Genomic DNA, 24,127 nt, shown 5'->3' on the forward strand with positions numbered 1-24,127 from the left:
GGGGTCCTCTCAGAATTCGGAAAAAATCGTACGCTAAGCTGCTTGCAGGGGCGTAGCTGTGATCTTCGGCGATAAATGGCGGGAAAATTTCAGCGCTATTTGACGCATAACGTCAGACCGGCTCTGCCTTTCGCCTTACTCGCATGATGGATTGCCGCGTTGTGGCGTAATCGCGCGCGAGCTGAGAGACGGATTCGCCCGCTGCCAAACGCTGCATGACTTCGGCCTGCTGCATAGCCGTCAATGCCGGAGGGCGTCCCATCACCGTTCCTTCTGCACGGGCGCGCGCGATCCCGGCGTGAGTACGTTCGATTAGCAAGTCACGCTCGAACTCTGCAACCGCGATGAGAACGCTCATGGTCATCTTCCCGGCGGCACTTGTTAGGTCCACGCCTCCAAGAGCGAGACAATGGACGCGAACGTCATCAATCGCGAGGCGCTCCACCGTCGAGCGTACGTCCATCGCATTACGGCCGAGGCGATCAAGCTTCGTGACAATGAGCACATCGCCTGGTTCAAGTCGATCCAGCAGACGAGCGAATTGTGGACGCTCGCTGGCCGTGACGCTGCCGCTAATGTTTTCGGTGACGATGCGTCGCTTATCTACCGCAAAGCCAGCCGCCGCTATTTCGCGTACTTGGTTTTCGGTGTTTTGATCTGCGGTGCTGACGCGGGCATAAATGAAATTTCGCGACATCCGGCTCTCTAAGGTGTACGAAACCGACGTACGATTATTGAATGCCGTACGATACTACGAAACACTTACTTTCGTACATATGTGACAAGGGATGTACCGAATCGATCGGTTTCGTACATGTTCACGGGACCGAATTCGGCCACGAAGAGACAATCGTCCGGTGCCACCGAATGGCCGGTCGTGGCGCCACTACAGCCATTTAGAGCGCGATAGCCGATGCCTCTATCGCCGTGTTCGCCCCGCTGCGTCTTGGCGAGTCCCGATAAGTCGAGGTCAGGCATCTAAACCCGTGTTTTCGAGGCTGGTGCGAGCAGCAGCCAGCACGGCCTTTCGCGAAATCCGTTCCTCCTTGACCGGGGCTTCTGGCAGATTTTTCATTCGGAGATCTTGCCCCATCGCGTTATCGCGACAGAACCCGACCGGGCGATCTATTTGGTGGAGAAGTTCGCTCTTTCGAAGTCGGACGTGGATCGCTTGCGCCTCTGCCTGCGCTGTGTTATAACAGACAACATGCAACGGAAAAGGGAATCCAAATGCGTGATCGTGTACTGAATCGAAGGCGTCTCATCCAGCTCGGTGTGCTCGGTGTGCTCGGGCCAATGCTCCCGAGCTATGCGCAAGACCGCGCGACGCTCCTGCGCATCATTGTCCCGTTCAACGCGGGCTCGGGCGCGGATGCGGCGGCGCGTGCGCTCGGCAATGCGTTGACCGAGGCGGCTGGGCTGACGGTCATCGTCGAGAACAGGGCCGGTGGTGCGACCGTGATCGGGTCGCAGGAAGTTGCACGCGCGGCAGCAGACGGCAACACCATCCTATACACAACGGGTGGCCACACCACTAACGCCGTACTCATGAAGAAGCTGCCGTACGACTCGCTCAACGGCTTCACGCCCCTAGCGATGCTCACGCGCACGCCAGGTTGGGTGCTCGTCGTGGGGCCCAACTCGCGGTTCAAGACGCTCAAGCAGTTCTTGGACGCAGCGAAGAAGGATCCGGGGAAGCTGACTTTCGGATCGTCGGGTGTTGGCGGCAGCAGCCACGTCATGGGATCTCTGTTCTGCAAGGCAGCCAACATCGACCTCACGCACGTCCCTTACAAGGGAACGCCTTTCACCGACCTTTTTGCTGGGGTCATCGACTCGTCCTTCCAAGGATCAGGCACCGTCATGCAGTACCTGAAGGACGGTCGGTTGCGCGCACTGGGAATTTCTTCGGCAAAGAGAGTCGCTCAGTTGCCGGACGTCCCCACTTTTGGCGAGTTCGGTATCAATGCAGATCTGCCTGCCTGGAGCGGCATTTTCGGGCCACCGAATCTGCCACCGGCGGTTGTGCAGCGGTTGTCAGAGAGCTTGCACAAGGCGCAACAGGTCCCAAGTTACGTGAAGTTCGTGACCGACAACGGAAGCGAAGTCGTCAACATGGGTCCGCAGCAGTTCCGCACCTACGTCGCCGAGGAGATCGCGCAGTACAGACGTACGCTTCCACCTCTCGGAATTCACATCGAATGAGCTCGGCTGCCAAGAAGACGATTCTCACGGTTGCGGTCACTGGCAACATCACGAAGCTCGAGCAGCATCCGGGCTTGCCGTGTACGCCCCGGCAGATTGCGAAGGAGGTAGTTGCCTCCGCTCGCGCTGGCGCAGCCATTGCACACATCCACGTGCGGCACCCGGATGGGCGCCCAAGCATGGAAGTCGAGCACTACCGTGAGGTGATGGATCGTGTGCGTGACTCTGGATGCGACATCATCATCAACCTGACCACTGGTCCAGGGCAGCGCTACGTGCCAGGTCTTGAAGACCCGGCGATAGCTGGCCCGGGAACAACGCTGATGCTGCCGGAGCGTCGCGTGGAGCACATCCTCGAGTTGCGTCCCGAGGTCTGCACACTCGATCTCAACACCATGTGGTCAGGGGATTCCGCTGTGATCAACGCGCCCGCGAGCGTGGCACGCATGGCGGAGCTCATCCGTTCCGTGGGAACGCGAGCAGAGCTTGAGCTCTTCGACAGCGGCGACATTCACCTGGCCAGCTCCCTCATCCGGTCCGGGGCGATTCCCGAGGACTGCATGGTGCAGATCGTGCTGGGCAGTCGGTGGGGCTTTGATTCGAGCGCACGGACTCTGCTGTATGCACTTGGCATGCTCCCGACGAACGTTGCGTGGGCAGCTTTCGGTATTGGCCGGCACTCGTTCCCGATCGTTGCCCAGTCGTTCCTTCTGGGAGGGCACGTGCGCGTGGGCATGGAAGACAACATCTACGTGGCCAAGGGTGAGTTGACGCGTGGCAATGAAGAACTGGTGGAGAAGGCCGCGCGGATAGTACGTGAGCTCGGCGGACAACTGGCTTCGCCGGACGAAGCGCGAGAAATCATTGGCTTGGGCGTAGTGAGCACGGCCAACTAAATGGGCTAGTCAGAGATACCTATGATCGAATACTTCGAAAGCAACTATGCCTGGAACCTCGCAGCGACCACGCTAGCAGAGGAGGCAGGCAACTTCCCCGAGTTCGAACCAACACTGCGCAGGCTCAAGCCCTATCAGTCCATCGAGGCTGTGGAGGCAAGTCAACGGTGGCACTGCGCGTTCGCCGAACTCGGCGACCACATGGTGGGCCTGGCGCAGACGGAAGAAGCAAAGGGGCACTACTTTTCAGCAGCGCGCCGCTATCACCGGGCGTCGATGTACTATTTGAAAGCGGAGCGGATGCTCAGTCACCGCGATCCACAGCGTCTCGCCACCTACGGTAAGTCGCTGGTCGCCTACAAAAAGGCACGGGTGCTCAACCGAGACCCGGTCGAGTTTGTGGACATCCCCTACAAGGCCAGCTCGATGCCGGCACTCTTCGTGCCTGGCGAGGGGCCGGGACCGCGTCCGATGGTCATTCATCTGCAGGGCTTCGACTCGGTCAAGGAGTCACAGTATCCCTACCTGGAGGGCTACTCGCGCAGGGGGCTGTCGGTATTGATTGTCGACCAGCCTGGCGCAGGGCAGGCGATCCGAGAGCGCGGGCTCACCGCAGAAGTCGAAACGGAGAACTACGTGAGGGCTATCGTCGACTACGCCTGCACGCGTAGCGACGTTGACGCCAATCGTATCGGCCTCGCCGGCATCAGTATGGGCGGCTACTTCGCACCGCGCGCCGCCGCGTACGAGCCTCGCATCCGCGCCGTGGCATGCTGGGGTGCGCTCTACGATTTTGGCGAGCTGTCTGCCAGGCGCGCGAACGCGACGGATGGAGCCGACTCAGTTCCTGCCGTACTCGAGCACGCCCTGTGGTGCTTCGGCGTCCAGACGCCGGAGGAGTGCTTGGCTATTGCCAGGCGCATGAACCTCCGTGACGTGATGCCCCGCGTGACTTGCCCGCTGCTTGTCACCCACGGCGCCGACGACAGGCAAGTGCCGCTGGACCATGCTCAGCGTACGTACGACGAAGCTGCGTCGAAGGTCAAGACGCTCAAGATCTTCACCAAGGAAGACGGTGGCGCTGCTCACTGTCAGTTGGACAACCGCTATCTCGGCTCGGACGTCTTTGGTGACTGGTTCGCCGAGCAACTTGGAGGAACCTGCCGATGAGTATGCGCGGCGGCGATGGATTGAAGGGAAAGGTTGCGCTCGTGACCGGGGGATCGTCCGGCATCGGCCGTGCCATTGCGGAGCGATTCTTGTCGGAAGGCGCGTCGGTCGCGATCGTCGGCAACCAGAACCTGGAGAAGGCCCGCGCGGTTGCGCGCGAGATTGGCACGGCGCAGGCTGCATGTGAAGGCTTCGTGGTGGACGTCAAGTCCGCGAAGGCCGTGGCCTCTCTCGTGGCAGATGTGGGGCAGCGCATGGGACCCGTCGACATCCTGGTCAACTCCGCTGGTGTCTGGTACCCGACACCAATCGGCTCGCTGACACCCGAGCAGATCGACGACATGATCGACGTGAATCTCAAAGGTGTCATTCACACAGTTTCGGCGGTTGTGCCGGGAATGATCGCTCGCAGGTCAGGCCGGATTGTCAACATCGCTTCGATTGCGGCACTTGTCCCAACTGCAGGTTATTCGCTGTATTCGACTACTAAGGCCGCTGTCGTGGCGTTCACCAAGTCCGCTGGCCTGGAGCTCGCTCAGTTCAACGTGGCGATGAACGCGATAGCACCGGGCAATACGGCAACTCCCATGAACGCGGCAATCCGGACCGCGTCCGAGCATCAGGGTCGCCGGGATTGGATTCAGTCAATCACACCGAGCGCCCGGGCGTTCACGCCACCGGAAGAAATCGCCGAGACCGCGTTGTTCCTGTCCGATGGCCGCGTTAGGGGCATCTTCGGCGCAGTGATCTCAGTTGACGAAGGGCGTGCCGCTGGCATCGCCATGAAGGAGGAGTAACACATGAATCAGGGCGAGCTCAGTCGGAAGCGATTCGTCATCTCGACCGATACGGGAGGGACCTTCACAGACCTGGTTATCGAGGAACAAGCAAGCGATGTCCGCATGTTCAAGGCACCGACGGTACCGTCGGATCCAGCGGCGGGGGTGCTGGCGGCGATAGAGCTGGCCGCCAGGAGCTACGAATGCAGCAGCGCACAGCTTCTTCAGGAAACCGAGCTGTTCGTTCACGGAACGACCCATGCAATCAACGCAATCATCACCAGACGCACTGCATTGACGGCAATGCTGACAAGCGCGGGTCACCCTGACGTCCTCACGCTGAGGGAAGGAGGCCGCGCCGACCCCTTTGACCACAACACTCCGTTTCCAGCGCCGTATGTACCGCGTCACCTGACGTTCGAGATTCCCGGTCGCATCGATTGGCGGGGCAGTGAGATCGCGCCCTTCGACGAGGCGCGCGTGCATGAGGTGATTGCCGACCTGCGTGCCGCAGGCGTTGAGGCCGTGGCAGTCTGCCTTCTTTGGTCCGTTGCCAACCCGGCGCATGAGCTGCGGGTCGGAGCCATGTTAAAGGAGATGCTGCCTGGCGTGGCGGTGACACTCTCGCACGAGCTCAATCCGACGATCCGCGAGTTCAGGCGAGCAACCTCCGCCTGCATCGACGCGTCGCTCAAGCCAGTGATGAGCCGGTATCTCGGCGGGATGGAGGAAAGACTGCGAGGAGGCGGCTACACAGGGCCGCTCATGGTGGTGACGTCGCAGGGCGCAATGTGTTCTGCCGAGGAGGTGGCGCAGGCGCCAATTCGGGCAATCAACTCAGGACCCGCGATGGCCCCGGTCGCGGGGCGCTACTTTACCCAGGGCCTTAGCGCCGGGCGCGACGTCATCGTGGCCGACACCGGCGGCACGACCTACGACGTCAGCCTGGTTCGCAAAGGCGAGGTACCGTTTACGCGCGAGGCCTGGATCGGTAAGCCGTTCAGTGGCTTCATGTCGGGCTTTCCGTCGGTCGACGTCAAGAGCGTTGGCGCTGGTGGAGGAAGCGTCGCCTGGGTAGACGAGGGCGGTTTGCTGCATGTCGGTCCGATGAGCGTGGGTGCAGACCCTGGTCCCGTCTGCTACGGACATCAGCAGCACAGCGCCACAGTCACTGACGCAGCACTTGTGCTTGGCTACATCGATGCCAAGTACTTTCTTGGCGGGACGATCGCGCTCGATGAAGCGCGTGCCCGTGAGGTCATCGAGGCTCGCGTGGCCCGGTTGCTGGGTTGCAATGTGGTCGAGGCTGCTTTGGCGATTATGGACGTCGCCACCGAGAACATGGTGCAGGCCATTGCAGACATCAGCGTAGACCAGGGGATTGATCCGGCCGCAGCCATACTCATTGGGGGCGGCGGCGCGGCGGGCCTGAACTCGATCTATATTGCGAAGCGGCTGGGCTGCCGCACGTTGGTGGTTCCGGCGCTTGGCGCGGCGCTCAGCGCGTCGGGTGGTCTGCTGTCAGAGGTTGCCTCCGAGTACCGTGCGGCCTGCTATCTGCGCAGCGACGCGTTCAGCGAGGCTGCCAGCACGAGCGTCTTTGAGCGGCTTCGCAAGCAAGCATCGGCATTCTCCAAGTCCGCGCCGAAGCCCATCAAGTTGCAGTTTTACGCCGAAGTGCGCTACCCGAGCCAGGCTTGGGAACTCGAAGTCCCGGTGTCCTCGCAGACCCTGGATGGCGAGGCCGTGGCTCGTCTCGCGGATGATTTTCACGCGGCCCACATGCGCGTGTACGCGGTCAACGATCCAGGCTCTCCTGTCGAGATTGTTGGGCTGTCAATACGCGCGAGCTACGAGACGCGAACCGCACCGCTGCCGCAGGCACGTTGGCTCGGGCAAGGTGCGCCGCTGGAATGGCGCGACATTGGGCTGATCGGCGTAGGTCGTGTACGTGCTCGCGTCCATCGCATCGAGCAACTCTCAGTGGGGGTCTGCTGCAGCGGCCCTGCCATTGTCGAGTCTCCCTTCACATCTATCGTCGTGGATGACGTCTCGGAGTTCGAACTCCGGGAAGACGGAAATCTTGTGATCCACGTCGACGGCAAAACCGCGACGACAGGAAATCTATGAAAGAAGCACAACTCAACGGCGCGCAGCTGAGTGTCATCAACAGCCGACTCGAAGGAGTCTGCAAGAAGATGGCCAACACACTGTTGCGAACCGGACGTTCAGGCGTCCTCAACCGTGCACGCGACTTTTCCTGCTGCATTGTCACGAGAGACTGTGAGCTCCTGACAGCGGCGGACTGCCTGCCCATCCACGTGCTCTCAGGCCCCGACCTGATGGCGCGTAGCGTGCACGACTTTCACCCGGCTCTGCATCGTGGTGACGCCTTCCTGCACAACTCGCCCTACCACGGCTGCTCTCACCCTGCGGACCACACCATCGTGATGCCGGTAATCGACGGAGACGGCCTGCATCGGTTCACCGTACTCGCCAAGGCGCACCAGGCCGATATCGGCAACGCGGTTCCGACGACCTACTCGGCGACGGCGCGCGATGTCTACGAGGAGGGCGCGCTCATCTTCCCGGCGGTGAAGGTTCAGGACCGGGGCGTCGTCGTAGAGGACATCGTGCGCATGTGTCGTATGCGCATTCGTGTGCCAGACCAATGGTATGGCGACTTCCTGGCGATGCTCGGCGCGGCGCGCATTGGGGCACAGGAGATCGAGAGGCTGGCTGCCGACTTGGGCTGGGCAACGTTGGATGCCTTTTCCAGGCAGTGGCTGGACTACTCAGAGGCGCGAATGGCGGCGGCAGTGCGTCGCCTCGTTACAGGCAATGGCCGAGCGACGACAGTGCACGACCCCATGCCCGGGACGCCACCCAATGGCATCTCGCTGCCCGCCAGCGTGTCCGTGGACTCGTTGAACGGGCGAATCAGCGTTGACCTGACCGAGGCGCCTGATGCGCTGCCGTGTGGGCTCAATCTGTCGGAGGCGTGCTCTCGCACAGCGGCCCTTGCGGGGGTATTCAACTGCCTGCAGGAGAACGTCCCCAAGAACGCGGGAAGCTTCCGGCGGATCGATGTTCGGTTGCGCGAGGGGTCGGTTGCAGGGATTCCACGTCACCCAACGAGTTGCTCCATGGCCACGACCAACGTTGCGGATCGACTGACCGCTGCGGTGCAACTTGCCTTTGCTGATGCTTGTCCTGAGGTAGGCATGGCGGAGGTTGGACCAAACCTGCCGGCCTGCAAGTCGGTCATCGCAGGATTCGATGAGCGATTTGGGCGCTCCTTCGTCAATCAGCTGTTTCTAGGCGCCACTGGTGGTGCGGCGATGGGTTGGGGCGATGCGTGGCTCACATACGGGCACGTCGGCAATGGCGGCATGGCCTTCATCGATAGCGTGGAGCAGGACGAGTTGCTGTATCCGATTCAAGTCTTGGAGAGGCGACTCGTACCGGACACAGAGGGAGCGGGCGAATGGACGGGAGCGAGCAGCCTGCGAGTCGAGTTTCGTGCGACATCGCCGTTCACCGCCACTTACTCGGCCGACGGGTGTGTGAACGCGCCGCAGGGCGTGCGGGGTGGGCTACCCGGAGGACTGGCCGCTCAGTTCCGACGCACTCAACTTGGCCATATTGAGCCATTGCCGCCAAGTGCCTCCATTCGCCTGGACGTGGGCGAGAGCGTCGTCGCGATTACACCGGGCGGAGGGGGATTCAGCTCGCCGCTAGGCCGTGACCCGGAGCGAGTCGCCGAGCAAGTGCGCAGCGGATTGGTCAGCCCCGAACGAGCACGTGACGTCTATGGCGTTTGCATCGACGGGGATGGCCGTGTAGACGTGGAAGAGACCCGTGCAACGCGTCGATGGGCCGCATCGTCATGACTGCAGCGATAGGCCGGGGGGTGTCAAAGCCTACTCTCTTCTTGCAAAGCCTGCACGAGCTCTTGCAAGCCAGTGCGAAGGTCAGCCTCAACGGCCTTGCGCGCAAGGCCGGCATTGCGCTTGCGCATTGCCGAGACGATCTCCTCGTGGTGCGTGACGCCCTGCCGCGTCTGCACGTACTTTGGATAGAGGAGATTGAGCGAGGGGCCAAGCTTGAGCCATACGCCTCGGATGATCTCCAGCAGAAGCTCGTTGTTGGCGCGCTCGTAGATATGAAAGTGAAAGCTCTCGTTGGCCGCGAGCGCCGCCCGGTAGTTCCTGCCATTGACGGCCTTGACGTGGCCCTTGTGGATCGCTTCAAGCTCAGCCACGTCGGTGTCGGTGTAGCGCGGCGCGGCAAGGCTGGCGGCCAGTCCTTCGAGGCTGAGGCGCACTTCGTACGCGTCGCCCAAGCTCTCCTTGGTGAGCTTTGGAACCAGGACCGTCCGAAAAGGCCCGCTTTGCAGTCCACGCTCCCAAAGCAATCGACTGATTGCGTCACGCGCAGGCGTCGCGCTGATGCCAAGGGTGTCAGCCAAGCCGCGAATGCTCAAGGCGTCTCCAGGCTTGTAGGCGCCGGACATCAGGGCTTCACGTAGGCGCTCATACGCCTTGTCCGACAGGGTGTCGCTTCTTTCGATGGGATCCATGGGAGTCATTGTCGCATGTTACCTGTTATTTCGTACAACACGCATAATATCATGAACAACACAACGGCCATCGAGGTGGCTCACGACCTCGAGCGCGCAATCTCCTCTGCTCGCCAACGTCTGATAGACAGCCGTCCGGCCAGCGCCGCGGCTTTCCGACGCGCACAAGCGTCGATGCCTGGTGGCAACACGCGGACTGTCCTGCACTTTGACCCCTTCCCGCTGACCTTCAAGAGGGGAGCTGGCAGCGACCTCTGGGACGTGGATGACGCCTGCTACTCCGACTTCGTGGGCGAATTCTCGGCTGGGCTCTATGGACACTCCGACCCGATCATCAAGCAGGCGATTCGCGACGCGCTTGACCAAGGCATCGTGATGGGCGGGCCTGGTGACCGGGAGGTCGCGCTCGCCGACCTGGTCACCTCGCGCTTCCCGAGCATTGAGCAGCTGCGCTTCTGCAACTCGGGCACGGAAGCAAACATCCTCGCCCTCTCCGCTGCGATCGCGCTGTCGGGCAAGCGCAAGATCCTGGTGTTCGAGGGCGCGTATCACGGGGGCGTACTGGCGTTCTCCACGCCTCCCAGCGTGCTCAACATCCCCTGGGAGTACGTGTACGTCCCCTACAACGACACGCAAGGGGCGATAGAAACTATCGGTCGCCACGCAGACTCGCTCGCTGCAGTGATTGTCGAGCCGATCCTGGGCGCTGCAGGCAACATTCCAGGTACCGCCAGCTTCCTGCGGGCGCTGAGGGAGGCCACCGCGTCCGCAGGCGTGCTCCTCATCTTCGACGAGGTCAAGACCTCGCGCTGCGGCGCCGGCGGCATCCAGGGACGTCTGGGCATCTCGGCCGACTTCACGACCTTGGGAAAGTACCTCGGCGGCGGGCTGCCCTGCGGTGCGCTCGGCGGCCGACAGCACTTCATGCAGAGGTTCGATCCTTCCGCGCCGAACGCTTTCAGGCACGCTGGCACCTTTAACAACAATCCCTGCACGATGTCAGCGGGCCTCGCCGGCCTGTCGCAAATATTCACCGCGAGCCGCGCGGATAAGTTCGACGCCGCCTGCGAGGAAATCAGGCTGGAGTTCAATGCCATGTTTTCCTCGCTTGACGTGCCCATGCGGTGCGTCGGTCAGGGCTCGATGTTCAGCGTCCACTTCGTCCGCTCCGAACCGGCGAACCCTTCAGACATCCCCAGGATCAGCGCGCGCCTGATGCGTCTACTGCATCTGGAACTGTTGCTAGAGGGTGTTGTCGTGGCCAGTAGAGGTGACATCTTCGTATCGCTGCCGGTGGAACAGCGTCATATCGCGGCCTTGAAGTCGGCGCTCAACGGCTTCGCCGCCAGGTGGGCGCCTCTTCTTCGGGCCGCGGTGTGACGGCATTGTGCCGCCGAGGAGTCTCGGGCGGCCGGGGCCTGTCAATGTCCTGATTCGGCTCTGCGCAGGTCGGACCAACTCGGACCGGCGGCGGTCGCCCCCTGCCGTCCGGCATTGAGTTCGATGCGTGGCCGAAAGCCTTTCGTTTCCGATCGAACGCCGGGTGGCGCACGCAAGAGTGCGTAGTTACCTGACTTGCAAGAGCCCACCCAAGACAGTCGATCATAGCCTCCGCAACAATGCTGTTGCATTCTACATGTAATGTGTTATAACAGAGACTCAGCACCGATTGTCTCCAGGTAAAACCATGCACGGACTGCTATCTCGTTGTCGATCGTTGTGTCGCATCCTGGCGTTGGTCCTTGGACCAATGGTGCCACTCACGGGCTGGGCGCAAAGCAACACGCTCCAACCAACCGTTATCTCTTCCTCTCAACCTGGAGAATCCGCGATGAAGAAACTCATCACAAATGTCGCCGTTGCCGCAGTCACCGCTGGTGCCGCCGCCAGCGCCGTGGCGGCCGGCGAGGCGGCGCCTGCGCTGCCTCAACTGCAGTACGAAGCCGAGACACCGGTAACACCGCAGCTTCTGAAGCTGATGAATGCCTACATCTTCTTGTTGGCTCAGAACAAGCTCGATGATTGGATCAAGATATGGGCCGACGACGCAGTACTGGAGTTCCCGTATTCGCCGAAGGGCCGCCAGTCAGTCTACGTGGGCAAGCCCGCCATCCTGGAGTATCACCAGCAGACTACGGGCAAGATCAAGATCACCAGAATCGTGTCTGCAAGGATTCATCAACTGGCCGACCCCAACACCGCGATATCGGAGTTGGAGATCGAGGGGTCCATCATTGGAACGAATGCACCATACGACCAGAAGTACGTGACATTCTTCCAAATGAAGGACGGGAAGCTGTGGCGGTATCGCGAGTACTGGAACCCGCTGATCACGATTGCGGCGTTCGGTGGCGACATCAAGGCCTGGACCGAGGCGTACGGAAAGAAGGAGTAGTGGGCCCGCGCGACCTCGTGCGAATCACCTTCAATCCGAGGGTGCCGCAAGGATAGATCTCGCCTCGTGGGCTGAACGCCCGCGAGGTGCCGCCGCGCGCTGACGGCGGGACGAGCTCGCACGTGTGCTTTGCGCAGCCATGCTAAGCGCATGTTTGTCGAGCTAGTGTCCCGAGTTAGAAGTTCGCAGCAAAACGTTGGGTGCAAAGCCTTCGCGCCGTCGCGGTTCACCAAGGCGCATTCGGATGATTTTGCCGAAGCAGGGCAAACGCTTTTGGGCCAGGCCGTCGCTTGCAAATGGGCATGGCAGAACCGGGGGAACGTAGTCGAAGGAAAGTCAGATGAACACTGCTGAGATGTCCTTACGTTTGATGGTTGAAAAATGGTTTGCCGCAAATTGGACCACAACGCTGCGGGTAACACGGTTCAGCCACGCACGCTGCGCTTACGGACGATACGTGCGGGTCGAAGCGTCGCGGCGGGAGGGTGGTACGTTTGCGCTCTGCTTCTTTCGACACGCAGATGGTGCGTGGCGGGTATTTCCGCCTGATCGAGGCCATGCAAACCCTATGCCTTCTTTAGGTCTATTCAACCAGTACGTCGCCAATTGGTGAAGAGAAATATTGAATCGAATTTCTACCTCGGGACACCAGTGTGGTGCGCCAATCAGCCCTGTACTTATCCCACAGTGCGGCCATGACCGCCCTGGCGCGGGTGACCTTTTCCATGTGAGGGAATGTGTATGAACGACCGAAACCTCGTCCGGGGCCTGTGCCTCGCGGCAGTCTCCCTGGCCTTTGGCCTGGGCTCACTGCGCTACCCAACAGGCGACCTCAGTCATGCGGGAGCGGGTCTGTTTCCCCTGCTGGTGAGCAGTCTTCTATTCGTTATCGCGGTGATCACGATCGTGCGCTCTCGCTTCGTTGGGGTCGAGCCCTTGAACTTCAACCTCAAGAGCATTGCGTTGATCCTGCTTGCGCTGTGCGGCTTCGCGTTGGTCTCCAAGCTGATCAACATGACGGTCGGGATCGTCTTCATGGTCCTCGTCGCGTCGCTGGCGGCAACGTCGTACTCGTGGAAGCGCAACCTGCAGATCTCGGCGGGCCTGATCGCGGTCGCGTTCGGGTTCCAGAAGCTGCTCGGCTTGAACCTGCCGCTGTACTGAACGGAGCCGCCGCCATGATGGAAGTCCTTCACAACCTCTCGTTCGGCTTCGAGCATGCGCTGACCTGGCAGAACCTGATGTTCTGCGCGCTCGGCTGCACGGTGGGCACGCTGGTGGGCCTGCTCCCCGGCCTCGGGCCGCTGGCCACGATCAGCCTGCTCCTGCCGCTGACCTACTCGATCCCCACGACCGGCGCGCTCATCATGCTGGCGGGCATCTACTACGGGGCGCAGTACGGCGACAGCGTCAGCGCCATCACGATGAAGATCCCGCACGCCAGCAGCATCGTGGCCTGCATCGACGGCTACCAAATGACGCTCAAGGGCAAGACCGGCCTGGCGCTGTTCACCGCGGGGGTGTCCAGCTTCATCGGCGGCACGGTGGGCATCGTGGTGCTGTCCTTCCTGGCGCCCAGCCTCGGCGAAGTGGCGTTCCTGTTCGGCCCGGCCGACTACTGCGCTCTGATGCTGGTGGGCTTCGTGTGCGTGAGCTTCGTGACCACCGGTAGCCTGCTCAACGGCATGGCGATGTGCCTGATCGGCGTGCTGCTCGGCCAGATCGGGACCGACGTCACCAGCGGCGTGCAACGCTTCACCTTCGATCTGCCGTTCCTCGCCGATGGCGTCGGGCTGGTGAGCGTGGCACTCGGCTGCTTCGGCATCGCCGAGATCACGAAGAACCTCGACGCCCACGAGGAGCGCTCGCCCTTCAACGGCAAGATCCACCTGATCCCGAGCTGGGCGGAGTTCAAGCGCATCATCCCGAGCGCCCTGCGCGGTAGCGCGATTGGCTCGTTCCTGGGCATCCTGCCCGGCGGCGGCCCGGTGATCGCGCAGTTCGTCGCCTACGCGGTGGACAAGAAGGTCAGCAAGTACAAGGACGAGATCGGCAGCGGCGCGATTGAGGGCGTGGCCGGCCAGGCGGCCGCCGACGAGGCTGCCGCGCGCACCAGCTTCATCCCGCTGATGAGCATCGGCATCCCGGAGAACCCGGTGATGGCGCTGATGATGGCGGCCTTCATCATCAAGGGCATCCAGCCGGGGCCTAACATGATCGCCGGACACCCGGACCTGTTCTGGGGGCTGGTGGCCAGCATGTGGATCGGCAACTGCTTCCTGATCACGCTCAACGTGCCGCTGGTGCGCTACTGGCTGTCGGTGTTCAAGATCCCGTACAACGTGCTATTCCCGGCGATCCTGTTCTTCTGCTGCATCGGCACCTACAGCATCAACAACAACCTCGATGACATCTACATCACGGCCGCGTTCGGCCTGCTGGGCTACGTGTTCATGCGGCTGGACATGGACCCGGCGCCACTGATGCTGGGGTTCATCCTCGGGCCCATGCTGGAAGAGAACTTCCGTCGCGCAATGCTCCTGAGCCGGGGCCACTTCTCAGCGTTCGTCACGCGGCCAATCAGCGGAACGCTGCTCGCCCTGATCGGCCTGTTCGTCGCGTGGCAGGTACTGACCTTCTTCCTCAAGTCGGGCGAGGCGACTCGGAAGACAAAGCCCACTTGAAAGGCGAACTCGCCCGGTCAGGGCACCCGTACGGTGTGAGCGGCTCCCGGATGACAGTTCATATCCTGATCGAGGGTCGTCGCCGTGGCACCAGGCATGTCGTGGTCACCATGTGTGTAGGCGCCGGTCAGGGTGCTGCGGCATTGTTCGAAGTCGTATCGTGAAAGGAATGAGGGAGAACATGATGATGAAGGCCATCGACGGAGAGGGCACGCTCGACATCGACTTGAGGTTGCGCAAGACGGCGTTGTCCAGTCCCGACCGTACAGCTATAGCGGACACATATCGCTCGGTCACGTGGGGCGAACTCGACAGGCGTGTGAACCGGATAGCCCAGGCGTTGTTGACGCGAGGAGTCGCCTTCCAGGACAAGGTCGCGTTGCTCGCGCCGAACTCCGCCGCCTATGTCGAACTCATGTTGGGAATACTGCGCGCGGGCGCCTGCGTCGTGCCGCTTTCGACTTATACGTCCGCCTCCACCTGCGCGAGCATGGTGAGAGACAGCGGCGCGCGCCTGCTGTTCGTCGCGAACGATTACGCGGCGGACGCACTTGCACTTGCCGACGAAATGCGTTTGTGCACTTCGGATATCGTACGGTTCGACGATGCGGCGCTCGACGGCTTCATCGAAGGAGCACCCGATACCCCTCCGCCTGTGTCGATGTCGCTGGACCATGGATTTAACCTGATTTACTCGTCGGGTACGACGGGAACACCGAAGGGCATTTTGCAAAGCCGGGGCTTTCGCGCGCGTGAAGCTGAAGTAATCGAGAACCGCTACGCACTCAACGAGCAAACTCGCACGATCATTTCGACCCCGCTTTGCTCCAACACGACGTTGTTCCTGTTGTTCACGGTGCTGGCATGTGGCGGGACCGTCAAGGTGATGGAAAAATTCGATGCAACCGGGTGGCTGACGCTCGCGCAAACCTGGCGGCCGACGGACGTCATCCTGGTTCCGGTGCAGTACACGAGACTCCTCCGCCATCCGGATTTCTCGCGTTTCGATCTCTCGTCGTTGCGTAACAAATTCTCCACCAGCGCGCCGTTGTCCGCTGTGATAAAACGCGACATTCTCACCCGCTGGCCAGCGGGCGGCCTGACTGAGTTTTATGGCATGACCGAAGGTGGCGTCACCTGCGAGTTGCGTGCGCATGAACGCCTCGACAAACTCGACACGGTTGGCATCCCGCCTGCATATGTCGATTTGCGCGTCATCGACGATGACAAGGTGCTTCCTCAAGGACAAGTCGGCGAGATCGTCGGGCGATCGCCGTCGATGATGTCCGGCTATCACAATCGCGAACAGGCGACGCTGGACGCCAGCTGGTTCGACGGCGAAGGCAGGCGCTTCCAGCGCAGCGGCGATATCGGTTGGATTGACGAAGACGGTTTCGTCCACCTGCTCGATCGCAAGAAGGACGTAATCATTTCAGGAGGCTTCAACGTCTATGCGTCGGATCTCGAGAACGTCATCTTGCAGCATCGCGAAGTGGTCGACGTCGCCGTTGTCGCCGCTCCCAGCATCAGCTGGGGCGAAACGCCTGTGGCTTGCGTGGTCCTGAGCAGCGACGTGGACCCGGAAATCATCCAGCAGTGGGCCAACGAGAAGCTCGGCAAGGTTCAGCGGATCGCAAAGGTCGTTGTGTTCGACGAGCTTCCGCGCAACCCGATCGGCAAGGTTCTGAAACGCGAGTTGCGCGAACGGATCGCGGAGAATCACGGTGAGACGCTGGCATGAGATCCAGCCGGTGAGTTCCGAATCATTTTTTATACATTAATTAGTAATACTACATACAACAACATTAATCATTGATGTTAGAGAGGAGATCCATGAAAAAAATACTCGTGATCACAGTCTTAACTGTTCTCGCAGGTGCAGCGAACGCGCAATCGAGCGTCACCTTGTTCGGCCGAATTGGTGGCGGCGTCCGATGGGTCAATGGTGTCAAAGGCGGCTCGGTACTGGGATTCGACAGCAATATCATTGCTGGCAATGAGTTCGCTCTTCAGGGAACAGAGGACCTCGGCAGCAATCTGAAGGCAATCTTCAAGCTTGAAAATGATTTCGTGAGCGGCAACGGTGCATTGTCCTATAGAGAAACCTATGTGGGTCTAACGGGGGATGCCGGACGTATCACGCTGGGTCGTCAGAAAAGTGCGTTCGAAGATATGGGGATTGTCCTCGATCCAAGCTATGCTCGCGGAGTGTCGCTGGCGATCGTGCCTGGCGTGGTGTATGGAGCAAATTTCTTCACGTTGGACATCGATTTCAACAACACCATCAAGTATCGAAACAAGATAGGTGGGCTGACGTTCAGCGGCAGCTATTCTTTTGGAGGGGTGGCCGGCAGCACGCGTGCGGGATCCAGTTATTCGGCGGCTAGCTTGTATCAATACCAGACACTGCTTGCCGGCGTCGGATATCAGAAAATCTACAACGCCGATGCAACGCAGTCCGCTGCGGTTCTGCAGGGCGGCGGTGCATGGCAATTAGGAGCCGCCCGTCTTTACCTCACCTATTCCGATTTTAGAGTGACCGGTGCATCCGGGAAAACGCCGGAGCGGCACGACAAGATTCCGGCTGGAGGCATTGTCTACCAAGTCACGCCACAATTTCAGATAACAGTTGCGCTCTACGATGACATTGCGAGCAACCTGCGTAACGTAGGCGGTGCAAGCGGCCGAAAGATTACGACATACGCGATCGCAGAATATTATCTTTCCAAGCGAACCGAACTCTATGCGGAAGTTGATCGAAACGGTTTCTCCGGTGCATACAAAACGGATCCGATCAATGTCGCTGTATTCAATCTAAGACCCGGGGCAAGCTCGACAACAGGTGTCTCCATCGGCATCATGACGCAGTTTTGATTGCGCCACTCTGCGGTGATTCTCTATTGAAGAAGTCAATCTATGCCTATTTCGACCAGGCGGCCCCTGAGTTCGCCAGGCGGTCGGCAAGTTTGCAGAATTCTTGACAACAGGATGGTTAGGATATGAACCAAACAAAAGGTCGTGCACTCGCTTTTATAGCGGCATCTATAGCAATCTCGTCAAGTGTAATGGCACAGCCGGGCGAGGCGAGCGGTAGTAGCGCGTCCACATCGGTTCCTGAAGCGGCCAGCGTGCCGTCTCAAAAGGCCATCAGGGCCGCGGACCGCAAGTTAGTCAGGAAAGTCAGTCAGGCCCTTGCCCGCACAAAGGGACTGAACTCAACGCGCCTGATAGTTAGAGCCAGAAGCGGTGACATTACGCTATTAGGTTCTGTGACTGACGCTGGGCAAATTCCGATCGCAGTTGATGCCGCGCAGCGAGTCGACGGCGTGAAGTCGGTTCGAAATGAGATCCGCGTAGATGAACAAAGGCTTTGACTCAAGTTGCCTCGGATTTAGGGATGGGATCCCAATGCAAACCGAAGTTTTAGTGGTTGCCTAGCGGTTTAACGAGGGATGGGAGTCACCGCTAGATCGGCATGAAGGTCGACGCGGGCCGATTCTAACGTATGCGACGGTTTGGCCGGACTCACTGGCCAAACCGCACTCTGGAGAAGTATTCGAATGACCATTTACAGACTGGACGACCTGACACCGTCCATCGCATCCGATGCCTGGATCTCGGGCGAGAGCACGGTCATTGGCGACGTGACGGTTGCTAGCGAGGTCAGCGTCTGGCCTGGCGCCGCAATCCGTGGCGACAACGACAGGATCACGATCGGAAACCGCGTGAACATTCAGGAAGGCGCAATCCTTCACACTGATCCCGGTTTTGTATTGGAGATCGAAGATAACGTCAGCGTCGGACACCAGGCCATGCTGCACGGATGCAAGGTGGGAAAAGGCTCGCTCATCGGCATCCAGGCCGTCGTACTCAACGGGGTAGTGATCGGTCGCGAGTGTCTGATTGGCGCGGGCGCACTTGTGACGTCGGGAACCGTAGTGCCGGACCGCTCGATGGTGTTGGGCGCGCCTGCGAAGGTTACCCGCCAGCTTGCCGATGAAGAAGTTGCCAGGCTCGCCAAGGTTGCCGATGACTATGCAAAACGTGCCGCGCACTACCGCAACGGACTACGTGCCGTTCAGGCGTTGCCTGCCGTCCTTCCAGAATCCGATCAGGCTCGATAATCAAGGCGTGCGAAGATCGCGGACGCCGTGTTCAGTACGGCGTCTAGATAGAAGGACTCAGGTTTGTTGGGATCGAACGCCGATTCCGGACCTGACACATCGATGGTCGCGACGATTCTGCCTGTGCTTTCGTAGACAGGGGCGTTCACTGACGACCCACCCTGCTCGACTATCCCGTGATTGCAACACCAGGCCGCAACATTAAATCAATCTAATTATTGCCAGAATTGCGCGTTACCAGGTGCATATTCAATTTAAACCGGAACAGGAAAAACTTTAGTATGAACATGGATTTCAGCAGGCGGGTCGCAATCGTCACCGGTGCCGGTGGCGGTCTCGGCCGTCAGTACGCGCTGGCGCTCGCGGCACGTGGCGCGAAAGTGGTCGTCAATGATCTGGGTGGGACGGTCGACGGCTCCGGCTTTTCTCCGGCGGCAGCGCAAATGGTCGTCGACGAGATTCGTAGCGCGGGGGGTGATGCAATTGCCAGCGGCGCGTCCGTCACCGATTTCGACGCGATGCAAACGATGGTTGCTGAGGCCGTCGACAAATGGGGGCGCGTCGACATCCTGATCAACAACGCCGGAGTCTTGCGCGACAGTTCATTTGCGAAAATGGCCCTGGAGGATTTCCGATTGGTGATGGACGTACACCTGATGGGAGCAGTGAACTGCACGAAAGCGGTATGGGACATCATGCGGCACAACAGCTACGGAAGGATCGTGATGACCACCTCCTCGTCCGGGCTGTACGGCAACTTCGGACAATCCGGATATAGCGCGGCAAAAATGGCGCTGGTCGGCTTGATGCAGACGCTGTCGATCGAAGGAAGCAAATACAATATCCACGTGAACTCCATCGCACCGACCGCATTTACACGAATGACCGACGGGCTGATGCCCGATATGGAGAAGTTGCTGACGCCCGAATCCGTCGTGCCCGCGATGCTGGTGCTGGCTCACGAAACCGCACCGACGCGAACGATACTTTGCGCGGGTGCCGGCACGTTCGAGGCTGCGCACATTACGATGACGGACGGCATGCACATTGGTGCGGATGTCGACGCGCCCGAACGACTCGCCGGATTGCTCGCCCAGGTGATGGACCGCACGGGTTCGACGGTTCCATTGGCCGCCATCGAACAAGGACGCAATGAAATCGAAAAGGCCAGTGCCGCGATCCGTCGATAGCGCGAACCGGCTGTCCGGCGGCGGGCCCAATCCGGCCAGCTCCCCGGCGGAGCCAACAAAGATCGTCGCGAGCCGACGGCCGCGGGAGGATCGCGGCGTCAGGCTCGCGGCGCCGGTAACAGGGAGGCCCCCGTTACCGGCTGCGAGTCCCCACAAACTCGTTCTTCAAGAACCTTCCAGGCATAACATGAACGCCGGAATCAAAGGTTTCGGTGAAACCCATCTGGTTGTCGCCGATTTTTCGACTTGTCGCGCCACTCGAGCCTTGCCGTCATGGATTGACGCCCAGACCGGATCAGCAGTTCTCTATGTCTGATCTCAGCCTTACGCTTTCATCGTGCTTCCTCCGCGAGTTCCTTGCCGAAACAGAAGTGGAGCCGTCGAGACAACGACGCCTGCTGAAACTTGCCGGTATTTCATCGGTCACGCTGACTGCCGCAAATGGGCGCATCACGGAGGATCAGTTTTCAACGCTCTATCGACTGATTGCTCGCCAGATGAACGACGAAATGCTGAACCTGCTTTCTTCGCCCGTACCCGGCGGCACGAAATGGATGTGGTGGCGCGACCAGGTTCAGATCACATCGAGGTCGTCATTGGCCGTCTCGAGCATTCGGACAACGTTGACGCGACAGTGCAGCCGTGTGTCGCGATGCAGCCGGAGTACTGGCGAAAACGCCTACGCGCGGTGCCGGCACGTCCTGATACATCACGTCGACGCACGGCATTGCCAAGCCGGCTGGACCGGATCTCACAGAGCGCATTAAAGTTGTTGCCTATTGAAAGGCTTCCCCACACGCCTATCGGGCAACGTATGTTAGTGGACGAGCTGTGGTAGCCGCCTTTTGAGTCCGTCGTCTTGAATCTCCGTGTTGCTTTCGACACCGGTCGTTGCCTGCACGATGCCTCGATTGGCCGCTACAGGGTCGATCACGGTCCTTGGGGACGTCACCCCGAGAACGCATCGCGCAAAGCCGTCAGCACCGTCCATTCGCACCAAATAGCGCTGAAATTTTCCCGCCATCTATCGCTGAAGATAATACGCCTGGATGAGACGGTGGATCTTCTCGAAAACCTAAGTTTTCAAGAAAAAGGAGACTGCATGCCACGCCGTTCGATCCTGTCCGCCGCCGAGCGGGAAAGCCTGCTGACATTGCCCGATACCGAAGTCGAATTGATCCGGCATTACACGTTCAGCGAGACTGACCTGTCGTTGATTCGCCTGCGGCGCGGCAATGCGAACCGGCTGGGGGTTGCTGTGCAATTGTGCTTGCTGCGCTTTCCAGGCCAAGGGCTGCTGCCCGATACCACGGTGCCGGCGTCCCTGCTGCAATGGATTGGCCGGCAACTGCGTACCGATCCGGCGTGCTGGTCAAAGTATGCCGGGCGCGAGGAAACCCGGCGTGAGCATCTGCTTGAGTTGCGCGCATACCTTGGCATGGAACCGTTCGGCTTGACACACTACCGGCAGACCGTCCATGCTGCCACCGAACAGGCCTTGCAGACGGACAAAGGTATCGTGCTGGCTGCCAGTGTCCTCGACTCGCTTCGCCACCGGCACATTATGATCCCGGCGCTGGATGTCATCGAGCGCATTTGCTCCGAAGCCATCACCCGTGCCAATCGGCGCATCTATGCGTCGTTGTCCGAGCCTTTGTTGGACGCGCACCGCCGTCGCCTCGACGACCTGCTGAAACGTCGCGAAAACGGCAAGACGACCTGGCTGGCCTGGCTGCGTCAGTCACCCGTCAAACCGAATTCGCGCCACATGCTCGAACACATCGAACGCCTCAAAGCTTGGCAGGCACTCGAACTGCCCGCCGGCATCGAGCGGCTGGTTCACCAGAACCGGCTGCTCAAGATCGCCCGAGAGGGCGGCCAGATGACGCCTGCCGACCTAGCTAAGTTCGAGCCGCAGCGACGCTACGCCACTCTCGTGGCGCTGACCATCGAGGGCATGGCTACCGTAACCGACGAAATCATCGACCTGCACGACCGCATCCTGGGCAAGCTGTTCAACGCCGCCAAGAACAAGCATCAGCAGCAATTCCAGGCGTCCGGCAAAGCCATCAACGCCAAGGTGCGCCTGTATGGGCGCATCGGCCAGGCGCTGATAGATGCCAAGCAATCTGGCCGTGACCCGTTCGCCGCCATCGAGGCTGTCATGTCCTGGGATGCCTTCGCCGAGAGCGTCACAGAGGCACAGAAGCTCGCTCAGCCCGAGGACTTCGATTTTCTGCACCGTATCGGCGAGAGCTATGCCACCTTGCGCCGCTATGCGCCGGAATTCCTCGACGTGCTCAAGCTGCGGGCCGCGCCCGCCGCCAAAGACGTGCTCGATGGCATTGAGGTGCTCCGCAGCATGAATGCCGACAACGCCCGCAAGGTGCCCGCCGATGCAACGACCGGCTTCATCAAGAAGCGCTGGGAAAAGTTGGTGAAGACCGATACCGGTATCGACCGGCGCTACTACGAGCTGTGTGCCCTGTCTGAGTTGAAAAACTCGCTGCGCTCAGGTGACATCTGGGTGCAAGGGTCGCGCCAGTTCAAGGACTTCGAGGACTACCTGCTGCCAACCGAGAAGTTCGCCAGCCTCAAGCAGTCCAGCGAATTGCCGCTGGCCGTTGCCACCGACTGCGACCAGTACCTGCATGACCGGCTGGCGCTGCTGAAAGCGCAGCTTGCCACGGTCAACCGCATGGCACTGGCCAACGAACTGCCGGACGCCATCATCACCGAGTCCGGCTTGAAGATCACGCCGCTGGATGCCGCGGTGCCCGACAACGCACAGGCGCTGATCGACCAGACGGCCATGATCCTGCCGCACGTCAAGATCACCGAATTGTTGCTCGAAGTCGATGAGTGGACGGGCTTCACCCGTCACTTTCCGCACCTGAAATCGGGCGACTTGGCCAAGGACAAAAATCTCTTGCTGACCACCATTCTGGCCGATGCGATCAATCTGGGCCTGACTAAAATGGCTGAATCGTGCCCCGGCACGACCTACGCCAAGCTCGCGTGGCTGCAAGGCTGGCACATCCGCGACGAAACCTATTCAACGGCGCTGGCGGAGCTGGTGAATGCCCAATTCCGGCACCCGTTCGCCGGGCACTGGGGTGACGGCACTGCGTCCTCATCGGACGGCCAGAACTTCAGAGCAGGTGGCAAAGCAGAAAGCACTGGTCATATCAACCCGAAGTATGGAAGCAGCCCAGGACGGACTTTCTACACCCACATCTCCGACCAGTACGCGCCGTTTCACACCAAGGTGGTCAATGTCGGCGTGCGCGACTCGACCTATGTGCTCGACGGCCTGCTGTACCACGAGTCCGACTTGCGCATTGAGGAACACTACACCGACACGGCTGGCTTCACCGATCATGTCTTCGCCTTGATGCATCTGCTGGGCTTCCGCTTCGCACCGCGCATCCGTGATCTGGGCGACACCAAGCTCTACATCCCCAAGGGCGAAGCCACCTATGACGCCCTCAAGCCGATGATCGGCGGCACGATCAACATCAAGCACGTCCGCACCCATTGGGACGAAATCCTGCGGCTGGCCACCTCGATCAAGCAGGGCACGGTGACGGCCTCGCTGATGCTGCGCAAGCTCGGCAGCTACCCACGCCAGAACGGCCTGGCTGTCGCCTTGCGCGAGCTGGGCCGCATCGAGCGCACGCTGTTCATCTTGGACTGGCTACAAAGCGTGGAACTGCGCCGCCGCGTCCATGCCGGGCTGAACAAGGGCGAGGCCCGCAACGCGCTAGCCCGCGCCGTGTTCTTCAACCGCCTAGGCGAAATCCGTGATCGCAGTTTCGAGCAGCAGCGCTACCGGGCGAGCGGCCTCAATCTGGTGACGGCGGCCATCGTGTTGTGGAACACGGTCTACTTGGAGCGGGCGGCGAATGCGTTGCGTGGTAACGGCAACGGTGTCGATGACGGACTGTTGCAATACCTGTCACCGCTGGGTTGGGAGCACATCAACCTGACCGGCGATTACCTCTGGCGCGGAAGCATCAGGATCGGAGCGGGCAAGTTCAGGCCGCTACGCCCCCTGCAAGCAGCTTAGCGTACGATTTTTTCCGAATTCTGAGCCGACCCC

18 protein-coding genes and 2 pseudogenes are annotated in these 24,127 nt (G+C 60.4%); 17 read left to right on the forward strand and 3 right to left on the reverse strand.

All coding sequences use genetic code 11. The annotated features are described in order from the left end of the window. Window positions 1-112: 112 nt before the first annotated feature. Window positions 113-697, reverse strand: coding sequence for a recombinase family protein (locus M0D64_RS42815; protein WP_266240802.1), 585 nt, complete (start codon window positions 695-697; stop codon window positions 113-115). Window positions 698-1,275: 578 nt separating this feature from the next. Here M0D64_RS42815 and M0D64_RS42820 point away from each other — a divergent pair. The 6 genes from M0D64_RS42820 to M0D64_RS42845 are packed head-to-tail and all read left to right on the forward strand — an operon-like array spanning window position 1,276 to window position 8,943. Continuing rightward, window positions 1,276-2,205 (forward strand): tripartite tricarboxylate transporter substrate binding protein, encoded by a 930-nt coding sequence (locus M0D64_RS42820; protein WP_266240801.1) that lies wholly within the window; start codon window positions 1,276-1,278, stop codon window positions 2,203-2,205. After that, on the forward strand, window positions 2,202-3,101 hold the full coding sequence (locus tag M0D64_RS42825) for a 3-keto-5-aminohexanoate cleavage protein (protein WP_266240800.1): 900 nt from the start codon (window positions 2,202-2,204) through the stop codon (window positions 3,099-3,101). Before M0D64_RS42820 ends, M0D64_RS42825 begins: the two co-directional genes overlap by 4 nt. Before the next feature lie 21 nt (window positions 3,102-3,122). Beyond that, window positions 3,123-4,271, forward strand: a complete 1,149-nt coding sequence (locus M0D64_RS42830) for a S9 family peptidase (RefSeq protein WP_266240799.1) — start codon at window positions 3,123-3,125, stop codon at window positions 4,269-4,271. A 2-nt stretch (window positions 4,272-4,273) separates the two neighbouring features. Beyond that, the gene (locus M0D64_RS42835; protein WP_266240798.1) at window positions 4,274-5,068 is read left to right on the forward strand and encodes an SDR family NAD(P)-dependent oxidoreductase; all 795 of its coding nucleotides are present in this window, start codon (window positions 4,274-4,276) and stop codon (window positions 5,066-5,068) included. A gap of 3 nt (window positions 5,069-5,071) precedes the next feature. Next, a complete protein-coding gene (locus M0D64_RS42840; RefSeq protein ID WP_266240797.1) occupies window positions 5,072-7,180 on the forward strand; it encodes a hydantoinase/oxoprolinase family protein in 2,109 nt (702 codons plus the stop codon). Further along, window positions 7,177-8,943 (forward strand): hydantoinase B/oxoprolinase family protein, encoded by a 1,767-nt coding sequence (locus tag M0D64_RS42845; RefSeq protein ID WP_266240796.1) that lies wholly within the window; start codon window positions 7,177-7,179, stop codon window positions 8,941-8,943. Before M0D64_RS42840 ends, M0D64_RS42845 begins: the two co-directional genes overlap by 4 nt. A 23-nt stretch (window positions 8,944-8,966) precedes the next feature. Here M0D64_RS42845 and M0D64_RS42850 read toward each other — a convergent pair whose 3' ends face one another. After that, entirely contained in the window at window positions 8,967-9,632 is a 666-nt protein-coding gene (locus tag M0D64_RS42850) for a GntR family transcriptional regulator (RefSeq protein ID WP_266240795.1), read from the reverse strand. 51 nt (window positions 9,633-9,683) lie between these two features. On the opposite strand from M0D64_RS42850, the gene M0D64_RS42855 reads away from it, so the two are divergent. The 9 genes and pseudogenes from M0D64_RS42855 to M0D64_RS42900 all read left to right on the forward strand — a co-directional run bounded on the left by M0D64_RS42855 (window position 9,684) and on the right by M0D64_RS42900 (window position 18,835). Further along, on the forward strand, window positions 9,684-11,012 hold the full coding sequence (locus tag M0D64_RS42855) for an aspartate aminotransferase family protein (protein ID WP_266240794.1): 1,329 nt from the start codon (window positions 9,684-9,686) through the stop codon (window positions 11,010-11,012). A 451-nt stretch (window positions 11,013-11,463) separates the two neighbouring features. Beyond that, on the forward strand, window positions 11,464-12,027 hold the full coding sequence (locus tag M0D64_RS42860) for a nuclear transport factor 2 family protein (RefSeq protein ID WP_266240793.1): 564 nt from the start codon (window positions 11,464-11,466) through the stop codon (window positions 12,025-12,027). A 741-nt stretch (window positions 12,028-12,768) separates the two neighbouring features. After that, entirely contained in the window at window positions 12,769-13,191 is a 423-nt protein-coding gene (locus M0D64_RS42870) for a tripartite tricarboxylate transporter TctB family protein (protein ID WP_266240791.1), read from the forward strand. Window positions 13,192-13,208: 17 nt separating this feature from the next. Then, entirely contained in the window at window positions 13,209-14,711 is a 1,503-nt protein-coding gene (locus M0D64_RS42875; protein WP_266240860.1) for a tripartite tricarboxylate transporter permease, read from the forward strand. Window positions 14,712-14,731: 20 nt separating this feature from the next. Continuing rightward, a pseudogene (locus M0D64_RS42880) lies at window positions 14,732-14,875 on the forward strand (acetyl-CoA C-acyltransferase); the annotation flags it as partial. Between the two features lie 17 nt (window positions 14,876-14,892). Further along, on the forward strand, window positions 14,893-16,452 hold the full coding sequence (locus M0D64_RS42885; RefSeq protein WP_266240790.1) for a class I adenylate-forming enzyme family protein: 1,560 nt from the start codon (window positions 14,893-14,895) through the stop codon (window positions 16,450-16,452). Between the two features lie 92 nt (window positions 16,453-16,544). Further along, window positions 16,545-17,585: a porin gene (locus tag M0D64_RS42890; RefSeq protein WP_266240789.1), complete on the forward strand. Its 1,041-nt coding sequence runs from the start codon at window positions 16,545-16,547 to the stop codon at window positions 17,583-17,585. A 191-nt stretch (window positions 17,586-17,776) separates the two neighbouring features. Then, window positions 17,777-18,085, forward strand: coding sequence for a BON domain-containing protein (locus M0D64_RS42895; RefSeq protein WP_266240859.1), 309 nt, complete (start codon window positions 17,777-17,779; stop codon window positions 18,083-18,085). A gap of 186 nt (window positions 18,086-18,271) precedes the next feature. Further along, window positions 18,272-18,835 (forward strand): gamma carbonic anhydrase family protein, encoded by a 564-nt coding sequence (locus M0D64_RS42900; RefSeq protein ID WP_266262067.1) that lies wholly within the window; start codon window positions 18,272-18,274, stop codon window positions 18,833-18,835. Here M0D64_RS42900 and M0D64_RS45000 read toward each other — a convergent pair. Beyond that, a pseudogene (locus tag M0D64_RS45000) lies at window positions 18,823-19,017 on the reverse strand (IclR family transcriptional regulator C-terminal domain-containing protein); the annotation flags it as partial. The gene M0D64_RS42900 and the pseudogene M0D64_RS45000 overlap by 13 nt on opposite strands. Before the next feature lie 99 nt (window positions 19,018-19,116). On the opposite strand from M0D64_RS45000, the gene M0D64_RS42905 reads away from it, so the two are divergent. Together M0D64_RS42905 and M0D64_RS42910 are read left to right on the forward strand one after the other, a co-directional pair. After that, window positions 19,117-20,025 (forward strand): SDR family NAD(P)-dependent oxidoreductase, encoded by a 909-nt coding sequence (locus M0D64_RS42905; protein ID WP_266240858.1) that lies wholly within the window; start codon window positions 19,117-19,119, stop codon window positions 20,023-20,025. A 1,102-nt stretch (window positions 20,026-21,127) separates the two neighbouring features. Then, window positions 21,128-24,094, forward strand: coding sequence for a Tn3 family transposase (locus M0D64_RS42910; RefSeq protein ID WP_266240857.1), 2,967 nt, complete (start codon window positions 21,128-21,130; stop codon window positions 24,092-24,094). Window positions 24,095-24,127: the final 33 nt, after the last annotated feature.

The sequence above is a fragment of the Paraburkholderia sp. WS6 genome, from assembly GCF_030464835.1.
GTDB classification, from domain to species: Bacteria; Pseudomonadota; Gammaproteobacteria; order Burkholderiales; family Burkholderiaceae; genus Paraburkholderia; species Paraburkholderia madseniana.